This window comes from Pseudomonas sp. m6p (assembly GCF_055760375.1).
In genome coordinates this window covers 1,805,382-1,820,582 of sequence record NZ_CM147084.1, presented here as the reverse complement: position 1 = coordinate 1,820,582, position 15,201 = coordinate 1,805,382, and the positions used below count along the sequence as shown (strand labels likewise).

13 protein-coding genes are annotated in these 15,201 nt (G+C 61.4%); 5 read left to right on the top strand and 8 right to left on the bottom strand.

The genetic code is table 11. The features are described 5' to 3' along the window. The first annotated feature begins 70 nt into the window (after positions 1 to 70). From ACYZUM_RS08325 to ACYZUM_RS08315, 3 genes are read left to right on the top strand one after another with little or no spacing between them, the layout of a single operon-like run. Positions 71 to 1,315 (top strand): exonuclease SbcCD subunit D C-terminal domain-containing protein, encoded by a 1,245-nt coding sequence (locus ACYZUM_RS08325; protein ID WP_108182475.1) that lies wholly within the window; start codon positions 71 to 73, stop codon positions 1,313 to 1,315. After that, positions 1,312 to 4,953, top strand: coding sequence for an AAA family ATPase (locus tag ACYZUM_RS08320; RefSeq protein WP_108182474.1), 3,642 nt, complete (start codon positions 1,312 to 1,314; stop codon positions 4,951 to 4,953). The genes ACYZUM_RS08325 and ACYZUM_RS08320 overlap by 4 nt, the downstream gene beginning before the upstream one ends. After that, the gene (locus tag ACYZUM_RS08315) at positions 4,950 to 5,534 is read left to right on the top strand and encodes a glutathione S-transferase (RefSeq protein WP_108182473.1); all 585 of its coding nucleotides are present in this window, start codon (positions 4,950 to 4,952) and stop codon (positions 5,532 to 5,534) included. Before ACYZUM_RS08320 ends, ACYZUM_RS08315 begins: the two co-directional genes overlap by 4 nt. Positions 5,535 to 5,633: 99 nt before the next feature. Here the strand turns inward: ACYZUM_RS08315 and ACYZUM_RS08310 are convergent, their stop codons facing one another. The 8 genes from ACYZUM_RS08310 to ACYZUM_RS08275 all read right to left on the bottom strand — a co-directional run bounded on the left by ACYZUM_RS08310 (position 5,634) and on the right by ACYZUM_RS08275 (position 12,388). Continuing rightward, positions 5,634 to 5,891, bottom strand: a complete 258-nt coding sequence (locus ACYZUM_RS08310; RefSeq protein WP_108182472.1) for a hypothetical protein — start codon at positions 5,889 to 5,891, stop codon at positions 5,634 to 5,636. Then, a complete protein-coding gene (locus tag ACYZUM_RS08305; RefSeq protein ID WP_108182471.1) occupies positions 5,888 to 6,097 on the bottom strand; it encodes a hypothetical protein in 210 nt (69 codons plus the stop codon). Before ACYZUM_RS08305 ends, ACYZUM_RS08310 begins: the two co-directional genes overlap by 4 nt. A gap of 260 nt (positions 6,098 to 6,357) precedes the next feature. Next, entirely contained in the window at positions 6,358 to 6,537 is a 180-nt protein-coding gene (locus tag ACYZUM_RS08300) for a hypothetical protein (protein ID WP_041062495.1), read from the bottom strand. Between the two features lie 157 nt (positions 6,538 to 6,694). Then, positions 6,695 to 7,870 carry a lactonase family protein gene (locus tag ACYZUM_RS08295; RefSeq protein WP_108182470.1) on the bottom strand — a complete coding sequence of 392 codons (1,176 nt, stop codon included), beginning with the start codon at positions 7,868 to 7,870 and terminating at the stop codon, positions 6,695 to 6,697. Further along, positions 7,870 to 8,169, bottom strand: coding sequence for a DUF5629 family protein (locus tag ACYZUM_RS08290; RefSeq protein WP_108182469.1), 300 nt, complete (start codon positions 8,167 to 8,169; stop codon positions 7,870 to 7,872). Before ACYZUM_RS08290 ends, ACYZUM_RS08295 begins: the two co-directional genes overlap by 1 nt. A gap of 155 nt (positions 8,170 to 8,324) precedes the next feature. Continuing rightward, a complete protein-coding gene (locus ACYZUM_RS08285) occupies positions 8,325 to 9,905 on the bottom strand; it encodes an aldehyde dehydrogenase (NADP(+)) (RefSeq protein WP_108182468.1) in 1,581 nt (526 codons plus the stop codon). A 9-nt stretch (positions 9,906 to 9,914) separates the two neighbouring features. After that, positions 9,915 to 10,907 carry an AraD1 family protein gene (araD1, locus tag ACYZUM_RS08280; RefSeq protein ID WP_108182467.1) on the bottom strand — a complete coding sequence of 331 codons (993 nt, stop codon included), beginning with the start codon at positions 10,905 to 10,907 and terminating at the stop codon, positions 9,915 to 9,917. Between the two features lie 158 nt (positions 10,908 to 11,065). Beyond that, positions 11,066 to 12,388 (bottom strand): MFS transporter, encoded by a 1,323-nt coding sequence (locus tag ACYZUM_RS08275; protein WP_108182466.1) that lies wholly within the window; start codon positions 12,386 to 12,388, stop codon positions 11,066 to 11,068. A 194-nt stretch (positions 12,389 to 12,582) separates the two neighbouring features. Here ACYZUM_RS08275 and ACYZUM_RS08270 point away from each other — a divergent pair, with 194 nt between their 5' ends. Together ACYZUM_RS08270 and ACYZUM_RS08265 are read left to right on the top strand one after the other, a co-directional pair. After that, the gene (locus ACYZUM_RS08270) at positions 12,583 to 14,319 is read left to right on the top strand and encodes an IlvD/Edd family dehydratase (RefSeq protein ID WP_027613081.1); all 1,737 of its coding nucleotides are present in this window, start codon (positions 12,583 to 12,585) and stop codon (positions 14,317 to 14,319) included. A 156-nt stretch (positions 14,320 to 14,475) separates the two neighbouring features. Beyond that, a complete protein-coding gene (locus tag ACYZUM_RS08265) occupies positions 14,476 to 15,195 on the top strand; it encodes a FadR/GntR family transcriptional regulator (RefSeq protein ID WP_108182465.1) in 720 nt (239 codons plus the stop codon). Positions 15,196 to 15,201 lie beyond the last annotated feature (6 nt).

Genomic DNA, 15,201 nt, shown 5'->3' with positions numbered 1-15,201 from the left:
AAACTCCCCCCTCTTTAGCCGCCCATCATTTCCCCCGCGGCCATCACCTATTTCTGTAGCGGAGTCCACCTTGCGTCTGTTCCACACCTCCGACTGGCACCTTGGGCAAAACCTGCATGGCCAGGAGCGCGATTTCGAGCATGCGTGCTTTCTCGAATGGCTGCTGCGCCAACTGCAACTGGCGCAGCCGGATGTGCTGCTGATTGCCGGGGACATCTTCGACACGGTCAACCCACCGGTCAAAGCCCAGGAACGCCTCTACGACTTCATCGTCAGCGCTCACGAACAGCAGCCGTTGCTGACCATCGTAATGATCGCCGGCAACCACGATTCCGGCTCGCGCATAGAACTGCCCGCGCCGTTGATGCGCCGTTTGCGCACCCATGCGCTGGGTCGGGTGTTGTGGCTGGATGACGGGCAACTGGATGCCGAACGCCTGCTGCTGCCGTTGCCGGATAAAACCGGCGAAGTCGCCGCGTGGTGCCTGGCGCTGCCGTTCCTGCGTCCGGCGGAAGTGACCGGTGCGCATCTGGGCGACGACTATCTGCGCGGTATCGGACAGGTGCATGAATGGCTGATCGAAGCGGCGAATGCCAAGCGCCAGCCGGGTCAGGCGCTGGTCGCCATCAGCCACGCGCACATGGCTGGCGGCTCGGTCTCGGAAGACTCGGAGCGCAGCCTGATCATCGGTAATGCCGAGGCGCTGCCCGCCAGCCTGTTCGGACCGAGCATCAGCTACGTTGCGCTCGGCCATTTGCACAAGCCGCAAAAGGTCAACGGTGAAGAACGCATTCGCTACAGCGGCTCGCCGATTCCGCTGTCGTTTTCAGAGATCGCCTATCAGCATCAGATTCTCGACATCACCCTCGACGGCGAAACCCTGGTCAGCGTCGAGCCGAAACTGATCCCGCGCTCGGTCAACCTGCAACGCATCGGCCCGGCGCCGCTGGCGGAGATTCTGCTGCAACTGGCTGACCTGCCGAACATCGATCTGCTCGCTGAAACCCAGCGTCAGCCATGGCTGGAAGTGCGCGTCACCCTCGACGAGCCGCAGCCGGATCTGCGCCATCAGGTGGAAAACGCCTTGCAAGGCAAAGCCGTGCGCCTGGTGCGGATCGCCGCCGAGTACGCCGGCAACCGTGGCGCCGAGGGCAGCGACGACGGCAGCGCGTTGGTCGAACTGGATCAACTCACCCCGCAGGAACTGTTCAGCCGTGCCTGGCTCGACAACTACGGCAACGAGGTCGATGAACAAACCCTCAAGGACTTCGCCGAATTGCTGCAAGACGTGCAACTGGAGGGCGAGCAGCCATGAAGATTCTCGCCATTCGCTTGAAGAACCTCGCCTCGCTGGCCGGGCCGTTCGAGATTGATTTCACCGCCGAACCGCTGGCCAGTGCCGGCCTGTTCGCGATCACCGGGCCGACCGGCGCCGGTAAAAGTACCTTGCTCGACGCCTTGTGCCTGGCGCTGTTTGGCGCCGTGCCACGGCTGAACAACACCGGTCGTGACGCCAAGGTGCCGGATGCCGACGGCGAAATCGCCACCGGCGACCCGCGTACCTTGCTGCGCCGTGGTACCGGTGAAGGTTACGCGGAAGTGGATTTTGTCGGCGTCGATGGCCGGCGTTATCGCGCGCGCTGGGAAGCCAACCGCGCCCGGGAAAAGGCCGGCGGCAAGTTGCAGGCCAGTCGCCAGAGCCTGCGCGACATCGATCAGGATCAACTGCTCGCCAGTCAGAAAGGCGAATACAAGACCCAACTCGAAGCCGCGCTGGGCCTGAACTTCGAACAATTCACCCGTGCCGTGCTGCTGGCCCAGAGCGAGTTCAGCGCGTTTCTCAAGGCCGACGACAACGACCGCAGCGAACTGCTGGAAAAACTCACCGACACCGCGCTCTACACCCGCCTCGGTCGCCGCGCGTTCGACAAGACCAAAGAGGCCCGCGAAGCGCACAAGCTGTTGCAGGATCAGGCCACTGGCGTGACTCCGCTGACGCCCGAAGCGCGGGCCGATCTGGACGAACGCTTCAACGCCGCCCAGCAACAGTTGAAGTTGCAGCAGGCGCAGCTCAAGCAACTGGAACAACAGCACAGCTGGCTCAAGGATTTGCGCCAATTGCAGGACGCGCAACAAGCGGCCGCCGAACAACTGCAGAGTGCACAGCAGCAGTGGGAAGGTCTGGCTGGCGAGCGCCTGAAGCTCACGCGCCTGGAGCAACTCGCGCCGCAACGCCACCAGTTCGCGCGCAAGACTGAACTCGATGCGCAACTGACGCCGCTGGCGGCACAGATTGCCGCGCATACCCGGCAACACGGCGAGCTCAACGAGCGCCAGACGCAACTGGAACAGGCGCTCAATGCGGCAAACATCGCCCTGAGCGAAGCGCAGCAGCGGCACAGCGAAAGTGGCCCGCTGCTGCGTCAGGCCTTCGACGAGCAAAGCACCCTCGCCCGCCTCGCCAAGGAAACAGCCCTCAGCGCCGAAACCCGGCAAGCCGCCGAGCTGGCCTGCAGCGAAGGCCAGAGCGCAATTCAGGCCTTGCAGACGAAACAGGTAGAAGTCGCTGAACGCCTGCAGAAAATCGCCGCCGGGCTGGAGCAGAGTGCGGGTCTGGCGCCGCTCAGCGATGCATGGAATGCCTACCGCGATCGCCTGCAACAGCTGATGCTGATCGGCAATCGCCTGAACAAGGGCCAGGCCGAACTGGCGTCCCTCGAACAGAACGCGGCGCTCAGCGCCGAGACGCTGGCCGCGCAAAAACAACAACTGGAAGTGCTGTTCAAGGAGGCCGGCGCCGAGCCGGATGCCGTCGCCGAACAGATCGGCATCCTTGGCAATCTGCTGCAGGACAATCGCAAACAACTGCGCGCTATCGAAGACCTGACGCGGCTCTGGGCCAGTCAGCAGGAGCTGGAAAAACGCAGCGCTGAGGTGCAACAGCGCCTGCTCGATGCGCAGCAGGAACGCGAGCGCCTGACCCAGGACGGGGTGAAAACCAAGGCCGAACTGACTGTCGCTGAACAAACCCTCAACGTCACCCGTGAGCTGCTTGAACGCCAGCGTCTGGCCCGCAGCGCCAGTGTCGAAGAGCTGCGCGCGCAGTTGCAGGACGATCAGCCGTGCCCGGTCTGTGGCAGCAACGAGCATCCGTATCATCAGCCGGAAGCGCTGCTGCAAAGCCTCGGCCGTCATGATGAATCCGAGCAGGCCAGCGCGCAGCACGCGGTGGATCAGCTCAAGGAAAAACTCACCGAGTTGCGCGCTGAAGTCGGTGGCGTGATCGCCCGGCAGAAAGAGCTGCTGCAACAGCAGGAACAATTGAGCGTCCAGCTGCAGGCACTGGCGCCGAGTCTGGAGGCGCATCCGCTGGCGCCTCAGTTGCTCAATCAGGACGCCGACAAGCGCGATGCCTGGCTGACCCGGCAAAACGAGCAACTGAACCAGAGCATCACTCAGGACGAACAACGCCAGAGCGCCCTGCTCACCCTGCAACAGGATGCGGCGCGCCTGACCCAGCAACTGCGCAATGCCGAAACCGCACATCAGCAAGCGGCGCAGCACCTGAGCAATCAACAGCGCGAACTGAGCAGCGACCGTCAGCGTCTCGACGAAGAGCTCAGCGCGTTCGCCAGCCTGTTGCCAGCCGACACCCTCGAAGCCCTGCGCGTTGAACCGGCGGCAACCTTCATGCAACTGGATCGGCAGATTGCCGAGCGTCTGGCGCAGGTCGAGCAGCAGAAGGAAGAGTTGGCCGAACAGCAACAACGCCAGCAAACGCTGGAGAAAGAACAGGACCGCCAGCTCAGCCGCGTCCAGCAGCTGCAAAGCGCCGAGCAGCAGTTCGGCGCACTGGCCGCACAGCAACAGGCCAGTCAGGAAAAACTCGCGCAGCTGCTGGGCGAGCACAGCAGCGCCGAGCACTGGCAGCAGCAGCTGGAACAGGCCGTGGAACAGGCGCGCAACGCCGAAACCAGCACTGCTGCACAACTGCAGAACGTGCGCACGCAACAGGTGCAAATCAGTGCCGAACTCAAGGCGCAGCAGGAACGCTTGCAGGTACTGCAAAGCGAAGACAGCGAACTGACGCAGAAGATTGCCGACTGGCGCGCACGCCATCCTGAACTGGATGACGGCGGTCTGGAAGATCTGCTGCGCGTCGATGACACGCAACTCAGTGAACTGCGCCAGCGCTTGCAGCACAACGAAAAAGCCATCGAACAGGCCAAGGTGCTGCTGCAGGAGCGCGATCAGCGCTTGGCCGATCATCAGGCGCAGCACAACGGCAATCTCGATGCCGAGCAACTCGCCAGCGCTCTCGCCCAGCTGCAGAACCAGTTCAACCTCAGCGAGCAACAGTGTGCCGAACTGCGCGCCGAACAAGCCGAAGATCAGCGCCGCCAGAACGCCAATCAGGCATTGGCGCAGCAGATCGCCGAGGCTTACGCCGAGTACCAGCGCTGGGCGCGCCTGAACGCGCTGATCGGCTCAGCCACCGGCGACACCTTCCGCAAGATCGCCCAGGCCTACAACCTCGACCTGCTGGTGCATCATGCCAACGTGCAGTTGCGCCAACTGGTCAAACGCTATCGCCTCAAACGTGGCGGCAGCATGCTCGGCCTGCTGGTGCTGGACACCGAGATGGGCGACGAATTGCGCTCGGTGCATTCGCTGTCCGGCGGCGAGACCTTTCTGGTGTCACTGGCTCTGGCACTGGGGCTGGCCTCGATGGCGTCGAGCACGCTGAAAATCGAATCGCTGTTCATCGACGAAGGCTTCGGCAGCCTCGATCCGGAATCGCTGCAACTGGCCATGGATGCCCTCGACGGCTTGCAGGCGCAGGGGCGCAAGGTCGCGGTGATTTCCCACGTGCAGGAAATGCACGAGCGAATTCCGGTGCAGATTCAGGTGCAGCGCCAGGGCAACGGCTTAAGTACGCTGGAGGTGAAATGAACACGCTGTACTCGTTCCGCCGCTGCCCGTACGCGATGCGCGCGCGGATGGCCCTGCGCTATTCGGGGGTACCGGTGGAGATCGTCGAAGTCAGCCTCAAGGCCAAACCGGCCGCGATGCTGGCGATCTCCCCCAAAGGCACGGTGCCGGTGCTGGAGGCCGATGGCCGGGTGATCGATGAAAGCTTGGAAATCATGCGCTGGGCGTTGGCTCAGCATGATCCGGACGATTGGCTGCTCGGTGGGGATTCACGGATTGCCGAGTTGATCGAGGCTAACGATCAGGCATTCAAGGTGCAGCTGAACCGCTACAAGTACGCCGAACGCTATCCGGAGCAACCGATGGAGGTTTATCGGGCCGAGGGCGCGGTGTTTCTGCAGCGGCTGGATGGGTTGCTTGAAGGTCGGGATTATTTGCTGAGTGATCACTTGAGTCTGGCAGATGTGGCGTTGCTGCCGTTCGTTCGACAGTTTGCGCATGTGGATCGCGAGTGGTTCGCGCAGACGCCCTATGTTCGCTTGCAGGCGTGGCTACAGCGCTTCCTCGAATCCAACCTCTTCACCTCCATCATGAAGAAATAACCCCTGTAGGAGCTGCCGAAGGCTGCGATCTTTTGATCTTGATCTTAAAAACAAATTCAAAAGGTCGCAGCCTTCGGCAGCTCCTACAGGGAATGTGTTTCAGGCCAGTGCGTTGCACATGCCCAGTGCCAAGCAATCCACTTCAAACGGCCCAAGAAAATCGACCTCAGCCTTGATCGGCGGATTACCGGCCAGCAACCCCTGCGAGTTGGCCCGTTCGATATTGTGCGCAATGCTGTGATTGGCCTCTATGGCCCGGGCCAGCGCACCGACCGAGCCTTGACCAAAACCGAGTAACGCCGCGCCATTGGTCATCAATGCCAGACCGGCGATGACCCAGAGTCTATAGCCTTTCATGCGCCGCTCACTCCTGTGATTTCAGCACGATCAACCAGCACGTCTGCGCGGTGTTCGAACTGGATGCCGGGGTGTGCGACTTCGATCGGTGCGTCGACGCTGTGTTGGGTTTGCGCGGCGATGCTGACGAACAGCACCAGGGCCAGGTAAAGACCGATGGCCAGGTAGGCGCCGCGCTTGGCTGAGGTAATGATTGAACTGGCCATGATGTGCTCCGTGGGCATGTTTCAGTGCCGTCAGGATCAATCAAAAAAGCCGTGGTAACCACTCAGGGTTTGCCATAGTAAACATCAGCTTGGTTGATTATTTAGGCCGTCTATCTCAGCATTGGAGAAAACCTATCGAGCGGAGATTTTTGATCACGCATACGTGTAGGAGCTGCCGAAGGCTGCGATCTTTTGACGTTGAAGATCAAGAGATCGCAGCCTTCGGCAGCTCCTACAGGGAGTGATGCCAAATCGGACTTTCAGTGTTGGGCTTTGTGATCCAGTGCGGCGTAGAAGTTGGCGCTCTGTTGCAGGTATTTCTGGGTGTAGCTCTGGGTGTGGGATTTTTTGCTGGCGATTTCAACGTTGGCACTGGCTGGCAATGCAACGGTGGCGGAAATGGCGGAAGCGGCGATGACGGAGAAGAGATTGAAGTTCATGGCGGTAACCCTCGTGTTCGGTTGGCTTGCTTTGCCCGGTTGGGCCGTGAAGCAAACTTAACGCTCGAGGGTTGATCGCTTGAAATGCTTTGTAGCATTACCGGATATCAGCGCGATTAATACAAAGAGACAGGCCCCGTAAACCGGGGCCTGTGGCTTATTGTCGCACGATAAACTTCAGGTCACTGGGTGCGTCCATCGGCAGTTTCTGCACGGTTTTGCCGAGCAGACCGGTCTTGGCGTCACGCTCGACGACGACAATTTCGTTGCTCTTCTGGTTGGCGATCAGCAGGAATTTGCCACTTGGATCGAGGCTGAATTCGCGCGGGTGATCGCCCTCCACCGAACGTTTTTGCAGCTCCTTGAGCTGGCCGGTTGCCGGATCGATGCTGAAAACCAGTAGCTGATTGGCGGTACCACGGTTGCTGACGTAGAGGAACTTGCCATCGGCCGAGGCATGCAGCGCGGCGGCGGCTTTGTCCGAGGTCGGTTGACCGGCAGCCAGATCGACCAGTTGCGTCTGGGTCAGCACACCGTCGTGATAGTCGAACACTGCAACCTGTGCGCTCATTTCCATGGTCAGCCAGGCATGTTTACCGTCCGCGCTGAACAGCAAGTGACGCGGGCCGCTGCCGGCCGGCAGGCTCACCGAAGCAGTTTTCGCCGGGGTCAACGGCAGCTCTGGGTTGGCTTTCGGGTCGAACTGGTAGATGAAGACCTTGTCCGCCCCCAGATCGTTGGAGAACACGTAGCGGCCATCCGGCGAGGACACCGTCGAGTGCACGTGGTTCGAGGCCTGACGCTCGGGGTTGACCCGGCTCGCCGGGTGCGCGCTCATCTGCACCACCGGTTTGAGTTTGCCATCGGCACCGACCGGCAACACCGCGAGGGTGCCGCCCGGATCTTCGACCACCGAATAGTTGCTGACGAACAGATGGCTGGCATCGCCGCTGAGGCTCGAGTGGGTCGGCTCGTTGCCCAGGCTCTGCACTTGATTGATCAGCGTCAGGAGGTGGGTCTTGGGATCGATCGAGTAGCTGCTGACGCGGCCGACCGGATCTTTCTGGCCGGGACCGTTTTCATTGACCACGAACAGCTGCTTCTGGTCTTTGGACAAGGTCAGCCATGACGGGTTTTCGCTCTTCACCACTTGCAGCGGCTTGGCGGCGATCTGGCCTGTGGCGCTGTCGAAATTCATTCGATAGATGCCCTGGCTGGTGCCGGCGGTGTAGGAGCCGACCAGCAATTGATAGCTCTCGGCGCTGGCACTGGACAGGCCCATCGCACCGACGCTGCCAGCCATCAGCAATGGCCAGAATTTACGCATGTTCATTAATTGTCATCCTCGTCGTCGCTGCTGCTGAGCACATCACCGAGGCACACCAGACGGTGTTCGCCGGTGGTCTTGGTGTCGCTGGCGTAGCCAATGATCAGCCAGCTTTGCAGGTCTTCATCAAACGTCGCCGCCGCAACCTGCGCCGGGGTGAACTCCCAATGCTTGGCCGCGCGGCCATCGATGCATTCGATGTGCAGGTTGTCGTCTTCGTCGAGGGCGAATTCGAAGGCGTGCAAGCCATCGATTTCGACCATGCCGCAGTGTTCGAGGGCGTTGAGAAGGGTTTGGGCAGTCATGGCAAACAGTCTTTCTAGGGGGGAAAGGGCCAATGATAGCTTATAGCGCCTCGATCCCTCTGTAGGAGCTGCCGAAGGCTGCGATCTTTTGATCTTGTTTTTTAAAATCAAAGTCAAAAGATCGCAGCCTTCGGCAGCTCCTACAGAGTGATGGGTCAGAGGGCGTCGCGCGAGGGCTTGCCGTCTACCAGCCGTTGAATGCGCAACGGGTTGGCGTTTTTCAGCGGTTCCGGCAGCAAGAAATCCGGGTAGTTCTGGAAGCATACCGGGCGCAGGAACCGATCGATCGCCAGCGTCCCCACCGAGGTACCGCGCGCATCGGAAGTCGCCGGATACGGCCCGCCGTGCACCATTGAGTCACACACCTCCACACCCGTTGGATAACCATTGAGCAGGATCCGTCCGACTTTCTGTTCGAGCAGCGGCGTCAGTTCCGGGAAGCGTTCGAAGTCAGCCTGCTCGCCGATCATCGTCGCCGTCAATTGGCCGTGCAGGCCCGACAGCGCCGCGCTGAGCTCGGCCTTGTCCGCCACTTCGACAATTACCGTGGTCGGGCCGAACACTTCTTCCTGCAGCACCTCATCGCCGTTGATCAACAGGCTGACATCGGCCTTGAACAGTTGTGGCTGCGCCTGATTGCCCTGTTGCGGATTACCCGCCAGATGCTCGATGCCGGAATGTGCCAGTAACTTTTGCAGACCTTTGCCGTAACTGCCAAGGGTGCCGGCGTTGAGCATGGTTTGCGCCGGTTGGTCGCCAATCAGCCCGGCGACTTGCTGGACGAAGGCGCTGAACTGCGGCGAGCGAATCCCAATGACCAAACCCGGGTTGGTGCAGAACTGGCCGCAGCCCTGCACCACGGATGCGGTCAGGTCGCGGGCGATGGTTTCCGAGCGCTCAGCCAAGGCTTGAGGCAGAACGATCACCGGGTTGATGCTCGACATTTCGGCGAACACCGGGATCGGTTGCGGCCGTGCCGCGGCCATGTCGCACAGTGCCCGACCGCCCTTCAGCGAACCGGTGAAGCCGACCGCCTGAATCGCCGGATGCTTGACCAGCCACTCGCCAACGCCAGCGCCGTAAATCATGTTGAACACACCGGCCGGCATCGCGGTTTTTTCGGCGGCGCGAATCAGTGCCTCGGCCACACGTTCAGCGGTTGCCATATGACCTGAATGCGCCTTGAACACCACCGGGCAACCGGCGGCCAACGCGGCAGCGGTATCACCACCGGCGGTGGAAAACGCCAGCGGAAAGTTGCTCGCGCCAAACACTGCCACCGGGCCGAGGCCGATGCGGTATTGACGCAGGTCCGGGCGCGGCAACGGCTGGCGATCGGGCAGTGGCAGATCGATTCGCGCGCCGTAGAAATCACCGCGCCGCAGGACTTTGGCAAACAGGCGCATCTGCCCGCTGGTGCGCCCGCGCTCGCCCTGAATGCGTCCGGCGGGCAGCGCGGTTTCACGGCAGACCAACGCTACGAAATCATCATCCAGCGCATCTAGTTCGTCGGCAATCGCGTCAAGAAATTGCGCGCGGCGTTCGGCGCTGAGGCTGCGATAGGCCGGGTACGCTGCGGCGGCGGCTTTGGCGGCGGCATCGACTTCGGCTTCAGTCGCTTGAATGAATGCGTACGGCAGGTGTTCGCCGGTGGTTGCGTCGACGCTGTGCAGTGTCACGTCGCCCGCTGCGCTGCGCTGTCCGCCAATGAAGTTGTATCCAGAAATCTGCGTCATGGGAGCTCCTTAAAGGGTGCCGATGCTGTCCGGTTGAAAGGCCGCTGCTGCCGGCGCAATGCCGTTGACCAGCGGGGCGCCGAATTCGGCCTGGCTGATTTCAAACTGGTCGCCCGGTTGGGTGCGAACGCCATCGGCGAACGACAGGGTCGCCGTGCCGAAGAAGTGAATGTGCACGTCGCCCGGGCGCAGGAACTGGCGGTACTTGAAGTGGTGGTATTCGAGGTTGGCGAGGCTGTGGCACATGTTGGCCTCGCCACTGAGGAATTCGTTCTGCCACAGCACTTCGCCGTTACGCAGAATGCGACTGTTGCCGGCCAGATGCTGCGGCAATTCGCCGGTGCGCAGTTCCGGGCCGTAGCTGCAACTGCGCAGTTTCGAGTGGGCCAGGTACAGGTAGTTCTTGCGCTCCATGACGTGATCGGAGAACTCGTTACCCACGGCGAAACCGAGGCGATACGGTTTGCCGTCGTGGCCGATGACGTAGAGCCCGGCCATTTCCGGCTCCTCGCCGGCATCTTCGGCGAACGGCGGCAACGGGAAGGCTTCGCCCGGACGCACGACGATGCTGCCGTCGCCCTTGTAGAACCATTCCGGTTGCACACCGGCCTGCCCTGCCGCCGGTTTGCCGCCCTCCACGCCCCATTTGAAGATGCGCATGGTGTCGGTCATTTGCGCTTCGTCGCCGGCCTGCTGGTGCATCTTGTCCCGCGCCGAGGCGCTGCCCAGATGCGTGAGGCCGGTACCGCTGACCAGCAGGTGCGCCGGGTCCGGGTGATCCAGCGGTGGCAGAATTCGCCGCGTGCTCAGCAGCTCGGCGTAGTCATGACTGATGCCCAGGCCGTGGGTTTGTACTTGCTGCTCCAGAGTGCCGCCGGCTTCGATGGCGGCCAGCGCGAGATCGCGTACGCTACGGGCGTCCTGCACGTCGCGGATCAGACCGTTGTCGACCACACCGACGCGGCGCTCGCCGTTGATCAATTCGAATTGAACCAGATGCATAAATTTCTCCTGTAAACAAAACTTCGAAACACTGCAAAACCCTGTGGGAGCTGGCTTGCCAGCGATAGCAATCTGTCAGATACCGCTATGTTGGATGTGCCGCCGCTATCGCTGGCAAGCCAGCTCCCACAGGGTTTGCGGTGATGGTTCGTTTGATATCAGGTTCGGGTGGCACCGCGTGCGCTGGCGGCGAATTGCTCGGTTGGCAGGACGTGTTTGCGCTCAAGCACGCGGTAAACCACGCCGGTCAAAATCAAACCGAACACCATCACTGCGCTGAGGAAATACAACCCCGAACCCAGATTCCCGGTGTATTCCTTCAACGCGCCAATCACGAACGGCCCGATGTAGCCGCCGAGGTTGCCCACCGAGTTGATCAAGGCGATCCCCGCTGCCGCACTCGCGCCGGCAAAGAACCGCCCCGGCAAGGTCCAGAACACCGCCGTGCAGGAAAACAGCGCGAACGCCACCAGACACAGCGCCGCCAGTTGTGCCACCGGCAGGGTCAGCCAGGCGCTGAAAAACAGGCCCAGTGCACCCAGCACATAAAGCACCGCGAGATGACCGTAGCGATCATTCATGCGGTCGGAACTGCGAGGCACGATCAGCAGGCCGACGATGCCGAAGATGTAGGGCACCGACGAGACGAAACCGGTCACCAGATCGCTGCCGCCAAACTGTTTGATCAGCGTCGGCAGCCACAGGCCAAGGCCATAAATGCTCAGCGTCACCGGCAGGTAAAACAGCGCCAGCAGCAACACCCGTTTGTCCTTGAGTGCATGCAGCGGGTTGCCGTGACGGGTCTGGCCGTATTCCTGCAAATCCTTTTTCAGCTCGCCGGTCAGCCAGTCTTTCTCGGCCTGATCCATCCACTTCACGTTTTGCGGGCCATCGGGTAGCCAGCGCAGGACCGGCCAGGTCAGCAGGATCGCCGGGGTGCCGATGACGATGAACAGCCACTGCCAGCCGTGTAGCCCGAGGATGCCGTCCATACCGAGCAAACCACCGGACACCGGGCCGGTGATCATCATCGCGATCGGTTGGGAGAGGATGAACAGGCCGAGGATCTTGCCGCGATGGCGCACCGGGAACCATTGGGTGATGTAGTACAGAACACCGGGAAAGAACCCCGCCTCCGCCGCGCCGAGCAGAAAGCGCATCACGTAGAAACTGTGCGGGCCCTGGACGAACGCCATGCCGATGGTGATCGCGCCCCAGGTGATCATGATCCGCGCGAACCAGCGCCGCGCACCGAAGCGTTCGAGCATCAGGTTGCTGGGAATTTCGAGAAGAAAGTAGCCAATGAAAAACAGCCCGGCACCGAGACCGTAGGCCGCATCACCGATGCCGATGTCAGCGCCCATGTGCAGCTTGGCGAAGCCGACGGCGGAGCGATCCACATAGGCGATCAGGTACAGCAGGATCAGGAAGGGAATCAGTTTCAGCGTGATGCGGCGGATAAGCCGCAATTCCTGGCTCATGGGATCGGTCTCCGATTGTTGTTTTTATAGAACCTCGGGGGACGCCTCTCGCGAAAAATCGCCAGGGCCAATCCCTCCGTCGAAAACGACTATATAGTATTACTAATTACCCAACAACACTTCCAAAGCTGCGATTTTGCGCTTATGTTTAGCCATGACTTGCAAACAATAGTCTTACAATAAGAGAATCGATCATGTCTGAGAAGAAACCCACCCTGCGCTCCGCCCAATGGTTTGGCACGGCCGACAAGAACGGCTTCATGTACCGCAGCTGGATGAAGAATCAGGGCATCGCCGACCACCAGTTCCACGGCAAGCCGATCATCGGCATCTGCAACACCTGGTCGGAACTGACCCCGTGCAACGCGCATTTCCGCCAGATTGCCGAGCACGTCAAACGCGGCGTGATCGAGGCCGGTGGCTTTCCGGTGGAATTCCCGGTGTTCTCCAATGGCGAGTCGAACCTGCGCCCGACCGCCATGCTCACCCGCAACCTGGCGAGCATGGACGTCGAAGAAGCGATTCGCGGCAACCCGATTGACGGCGTGGTGCTGCTGACCGGCTGCGACAAAACCACCCCGGCGCTGCTGATGGGCGCGGCCAGTTGCGACGTGCCGGCGATCGTCGTCACCGGCGGGCCGATGCTCAACGGCAAGCACAAGGGCAAGGACATCGGTTCCGGCACGGTTGTGTGGCAGCTCAGCGAGCAGGTCAAGGCCGGCACCATCACCATTGACGATTTCCTTGCAGCCGAGGGCGGCATGTCACGCTCGGCGGGCACCTGCAACACCATGGGCACCGCGTCGACCATGGCCTGCATGGCCGAAGCACTCGGCACGTCCCTGCCGCACAACGCGGCGATTCCGGCGGTGGATGCGCGACGTTACGTGTTGGCGCATATGTCCGGCATGCGCGCAGTGGAGATGGTGCGCGAAGATTTGCGCCTGTCGAAGATCCTGACCAAGGAAGCCTTTGAAAACGCCATTCGGGTCAACGCGGCGATCGGCGGTTCGACCAACGCGGTGATTCACCTGAAAGCCATCGCCGGGCGCATCGGCGTCGAGTTGGATCTGGATGACTGGACGCGCATCGGGCGCGGCATGCCGACCATCGTCGACCTGCAACCGTCCGGGCGTTTCCTGATGGAAGAGTTTTACTACGCCGGTGGTTTGCCGGCGGTGCTGCGGCGTCTCGGTGAGGCCAATCTGATCCCCAATCCGAACGCGCTGACCGTTAACGGTAAATCGCTGGGCGAGAACACCAAGGACGCGCCGATCTATGGCGAGGACGAAGTGATCCGCACCCTCGACAATCCGATCCGCGCGGACGGCGGTATCTGTGTATTGCGCGGCAACCTGGCGCCGCTGGGTGCGGTACTCAAGCCGTCCGCCGCGACCCCGGAATTGATGCAGCATCGTGGACGCGCAGTAGTGTTCGAGAACTTCGACATGTACAAGGCGCGGATCAATGATCCGGAGCTGGATGTCGATAAAGACTCGATTCTGGTGATGAAAAACTGCGGGCCGAAGGGTTATCCAGGCATGGCCGAGGTGGGCAACATGGGCTTGCCGGCCAAGCTGCTGGCCCAAGGCGTGACCGACATGGTGCGCATCTCGGATGCGCGGATGAGCGGCACCGCGTACGGCACCGTGGTTTTGCACGTTGCCCCGGAAGCCGCTGCCGGTGGGCCATTGGCGGTGGTGCAGGAAGGCGACTGGATCGAGCTCGATTGCGCCAGCGGGCGTTTGCATCTGGACATTCCGGATGCCGAACTGGCAGCGCGCATGGCGGATCTGCAGCCACCGCAGCAGCTACTGGTCGGCGGCTATCGTCAGCTGTACATCGACCATGTGTTGCAGGCGGATCAGGGTTGTGACTTTGACTTCCTGGTGGGTTGCCGAGGGGCCGAAGTGCCGCGCCATTCTCATTAAGATCAAAAGATCGCAGCCTGCGGCAGCTCCTACCTTGGAATGCATTTCCCTGTAGGAGCTGCCGCAGGCTGCGATCTTTTCAAGGGCTGGATCGCCCACCGCCCGTGCCTGCTATGATGCGCGGCATCTCCATCGCTCAGGATCGCGCCGTTCCCCATGGATTACCGCAAACCTTCCGACCGTAAAAGCATGCACTCGCGCATTGTCCAGGAACTGGGCATGCAGATCGTCTCCGGACGCTTTTTGCCCGACGACAAACTGCCCGCCGAAGCACTGCTGTGCGAGGAATACGCGGTCAGCCGCCCGGTGTTGCGCGAAGCCACGCGAGTGCTGGTGGCCAAGGGGCTGGTGTACTCCAAACCGCGTGTTGGCACGGTGGTCAAGGCCCGTCGCGAATGGCACATGCTCGACCCGGACGTGCTGCACTGGCTGATGCAAAGCAGTCCGCAGAATGAATTCTTCAATGTGCTGACCAGCGTGCGCAGCATCATCGAACCGGCCGCTGCCGCCCTCGCCGCCCAGCACGCGACCGAGGCCGACATCACCGCCATCGGCGAGGCCTATCAACGCATGGAAGCCGCGCCGACACCGGAAGCCTTGCTGCAACCGGACCTGGACTTCCATAGCCGGATTGCCGATGCGACGCACAACGATTTGCTGGCGAACCTGTGCAACATGCTTTCGGTGGCGATTGCCGAGGCGTTGAAGCATTCCAACCAGCGACCGAATCTGCATGAACTGGCGTTGCCGCGGCACAAGGCGATTCTTACGGCGATCGAGAACCGCGATGCACTGGGTGCCCGCCACGCGACGCTGGTGCAGCTGGATGATGCGCGCAGTGCGTTGAGTGCGGTGCTCGGCACCGAGTTCTCTTGAAGCAAA

Excerpts from the sequence above, each read along its gene's own strand:
- ACYZUM_RS08300 (WP_041062495.1), bottom strand. The coding sequence starts at position 6,537 with ATGAACTTCAATCTCTTCTCCGTCATCGCCGCTTCCGCCATTTCCGCC.
- ACYZUM_RS08275 (WP_108182466.1), bottom strand. The coding sequence starts at position 12,388 with ATGAGCCAGGAATTGCGGCTTATCCGCCGCATCACGCTGAAACTGATT.
- ACYZUM_RS08295 (WP_108182470.1), bottom strand. The coding sequence starts at position 7,870 with ATGAACATGCGTAAATTCTGGCCATTGCTGATGGCTGGCAGCGTCGGT.
- ACYZUM_RS08310 (WP_108182472.1), bottom strand. The coding sequence starts at position 5,891 with ATGAAAGGCTATAGACTCTGGGTCATCGCCGGTCTGGCATTGATGACC.
- ACYZUM_RS08285 (WP_108182468.1), bottom strand. The coding sequence starts at position 9,905 with ATGACGCAGATTTCTGGATACAACTTCATTGGCGGACAGCGCAGCGCA.
- ACYZUM_RS08320 (WP_108182474.1), top strand. The coding sequence starts at position 1,312 with ATGAAGATTCTCGCCATTCGCTTGAAGAACCTCGCCTCGCTGGCCGGG.
- ACYZUM_RS08265 (WP_108182465.1), top strand. The coding sequence starts at position 14,476 with ATGGATTACCGCAAACCTTCCGACCGTAAAAGCATGCACTCGCGCATT.
- ACYZUM_RS08315 (WP_108182473.1), top strand. The coding sequence starts at position 4,950 with ATGAACACGCTGTACTCGTTCCGCCGCTGCCCGTACGCGATGCGCGCG.
- ACYZUM_RS08305 (WP_108182471.1), bottom strand. The coding sequence starts at position 6,097 with ATGGCCAGTTCAATCATTACCTCAGCCAAGCGCGGCGCCTACCTGGCC.
- ACYZUM_RS08270 (WP_027613081.1), top strand. The coding sequence starts at position 12,583 with ATGTCTGAGAAGAAACCCACCCTGCGCTCCGCCCAATGGTTTGGCACG.
- ACYZUM_RS08290 (WP_108182469.1), bottom strand. The coding sequence starts at position 8,169 with ATGACTGCCCAAACCCTTCTCAACGCCCTCGAACACTGCGGCATGGTC.
- araD1 (WP_108182467.1), bottom strand. The coding sequence starts at position 10,907 with ATGCATCTGGTTCAATTCGAATTGATCAACGGCGAGCGCCGCGTCGGT.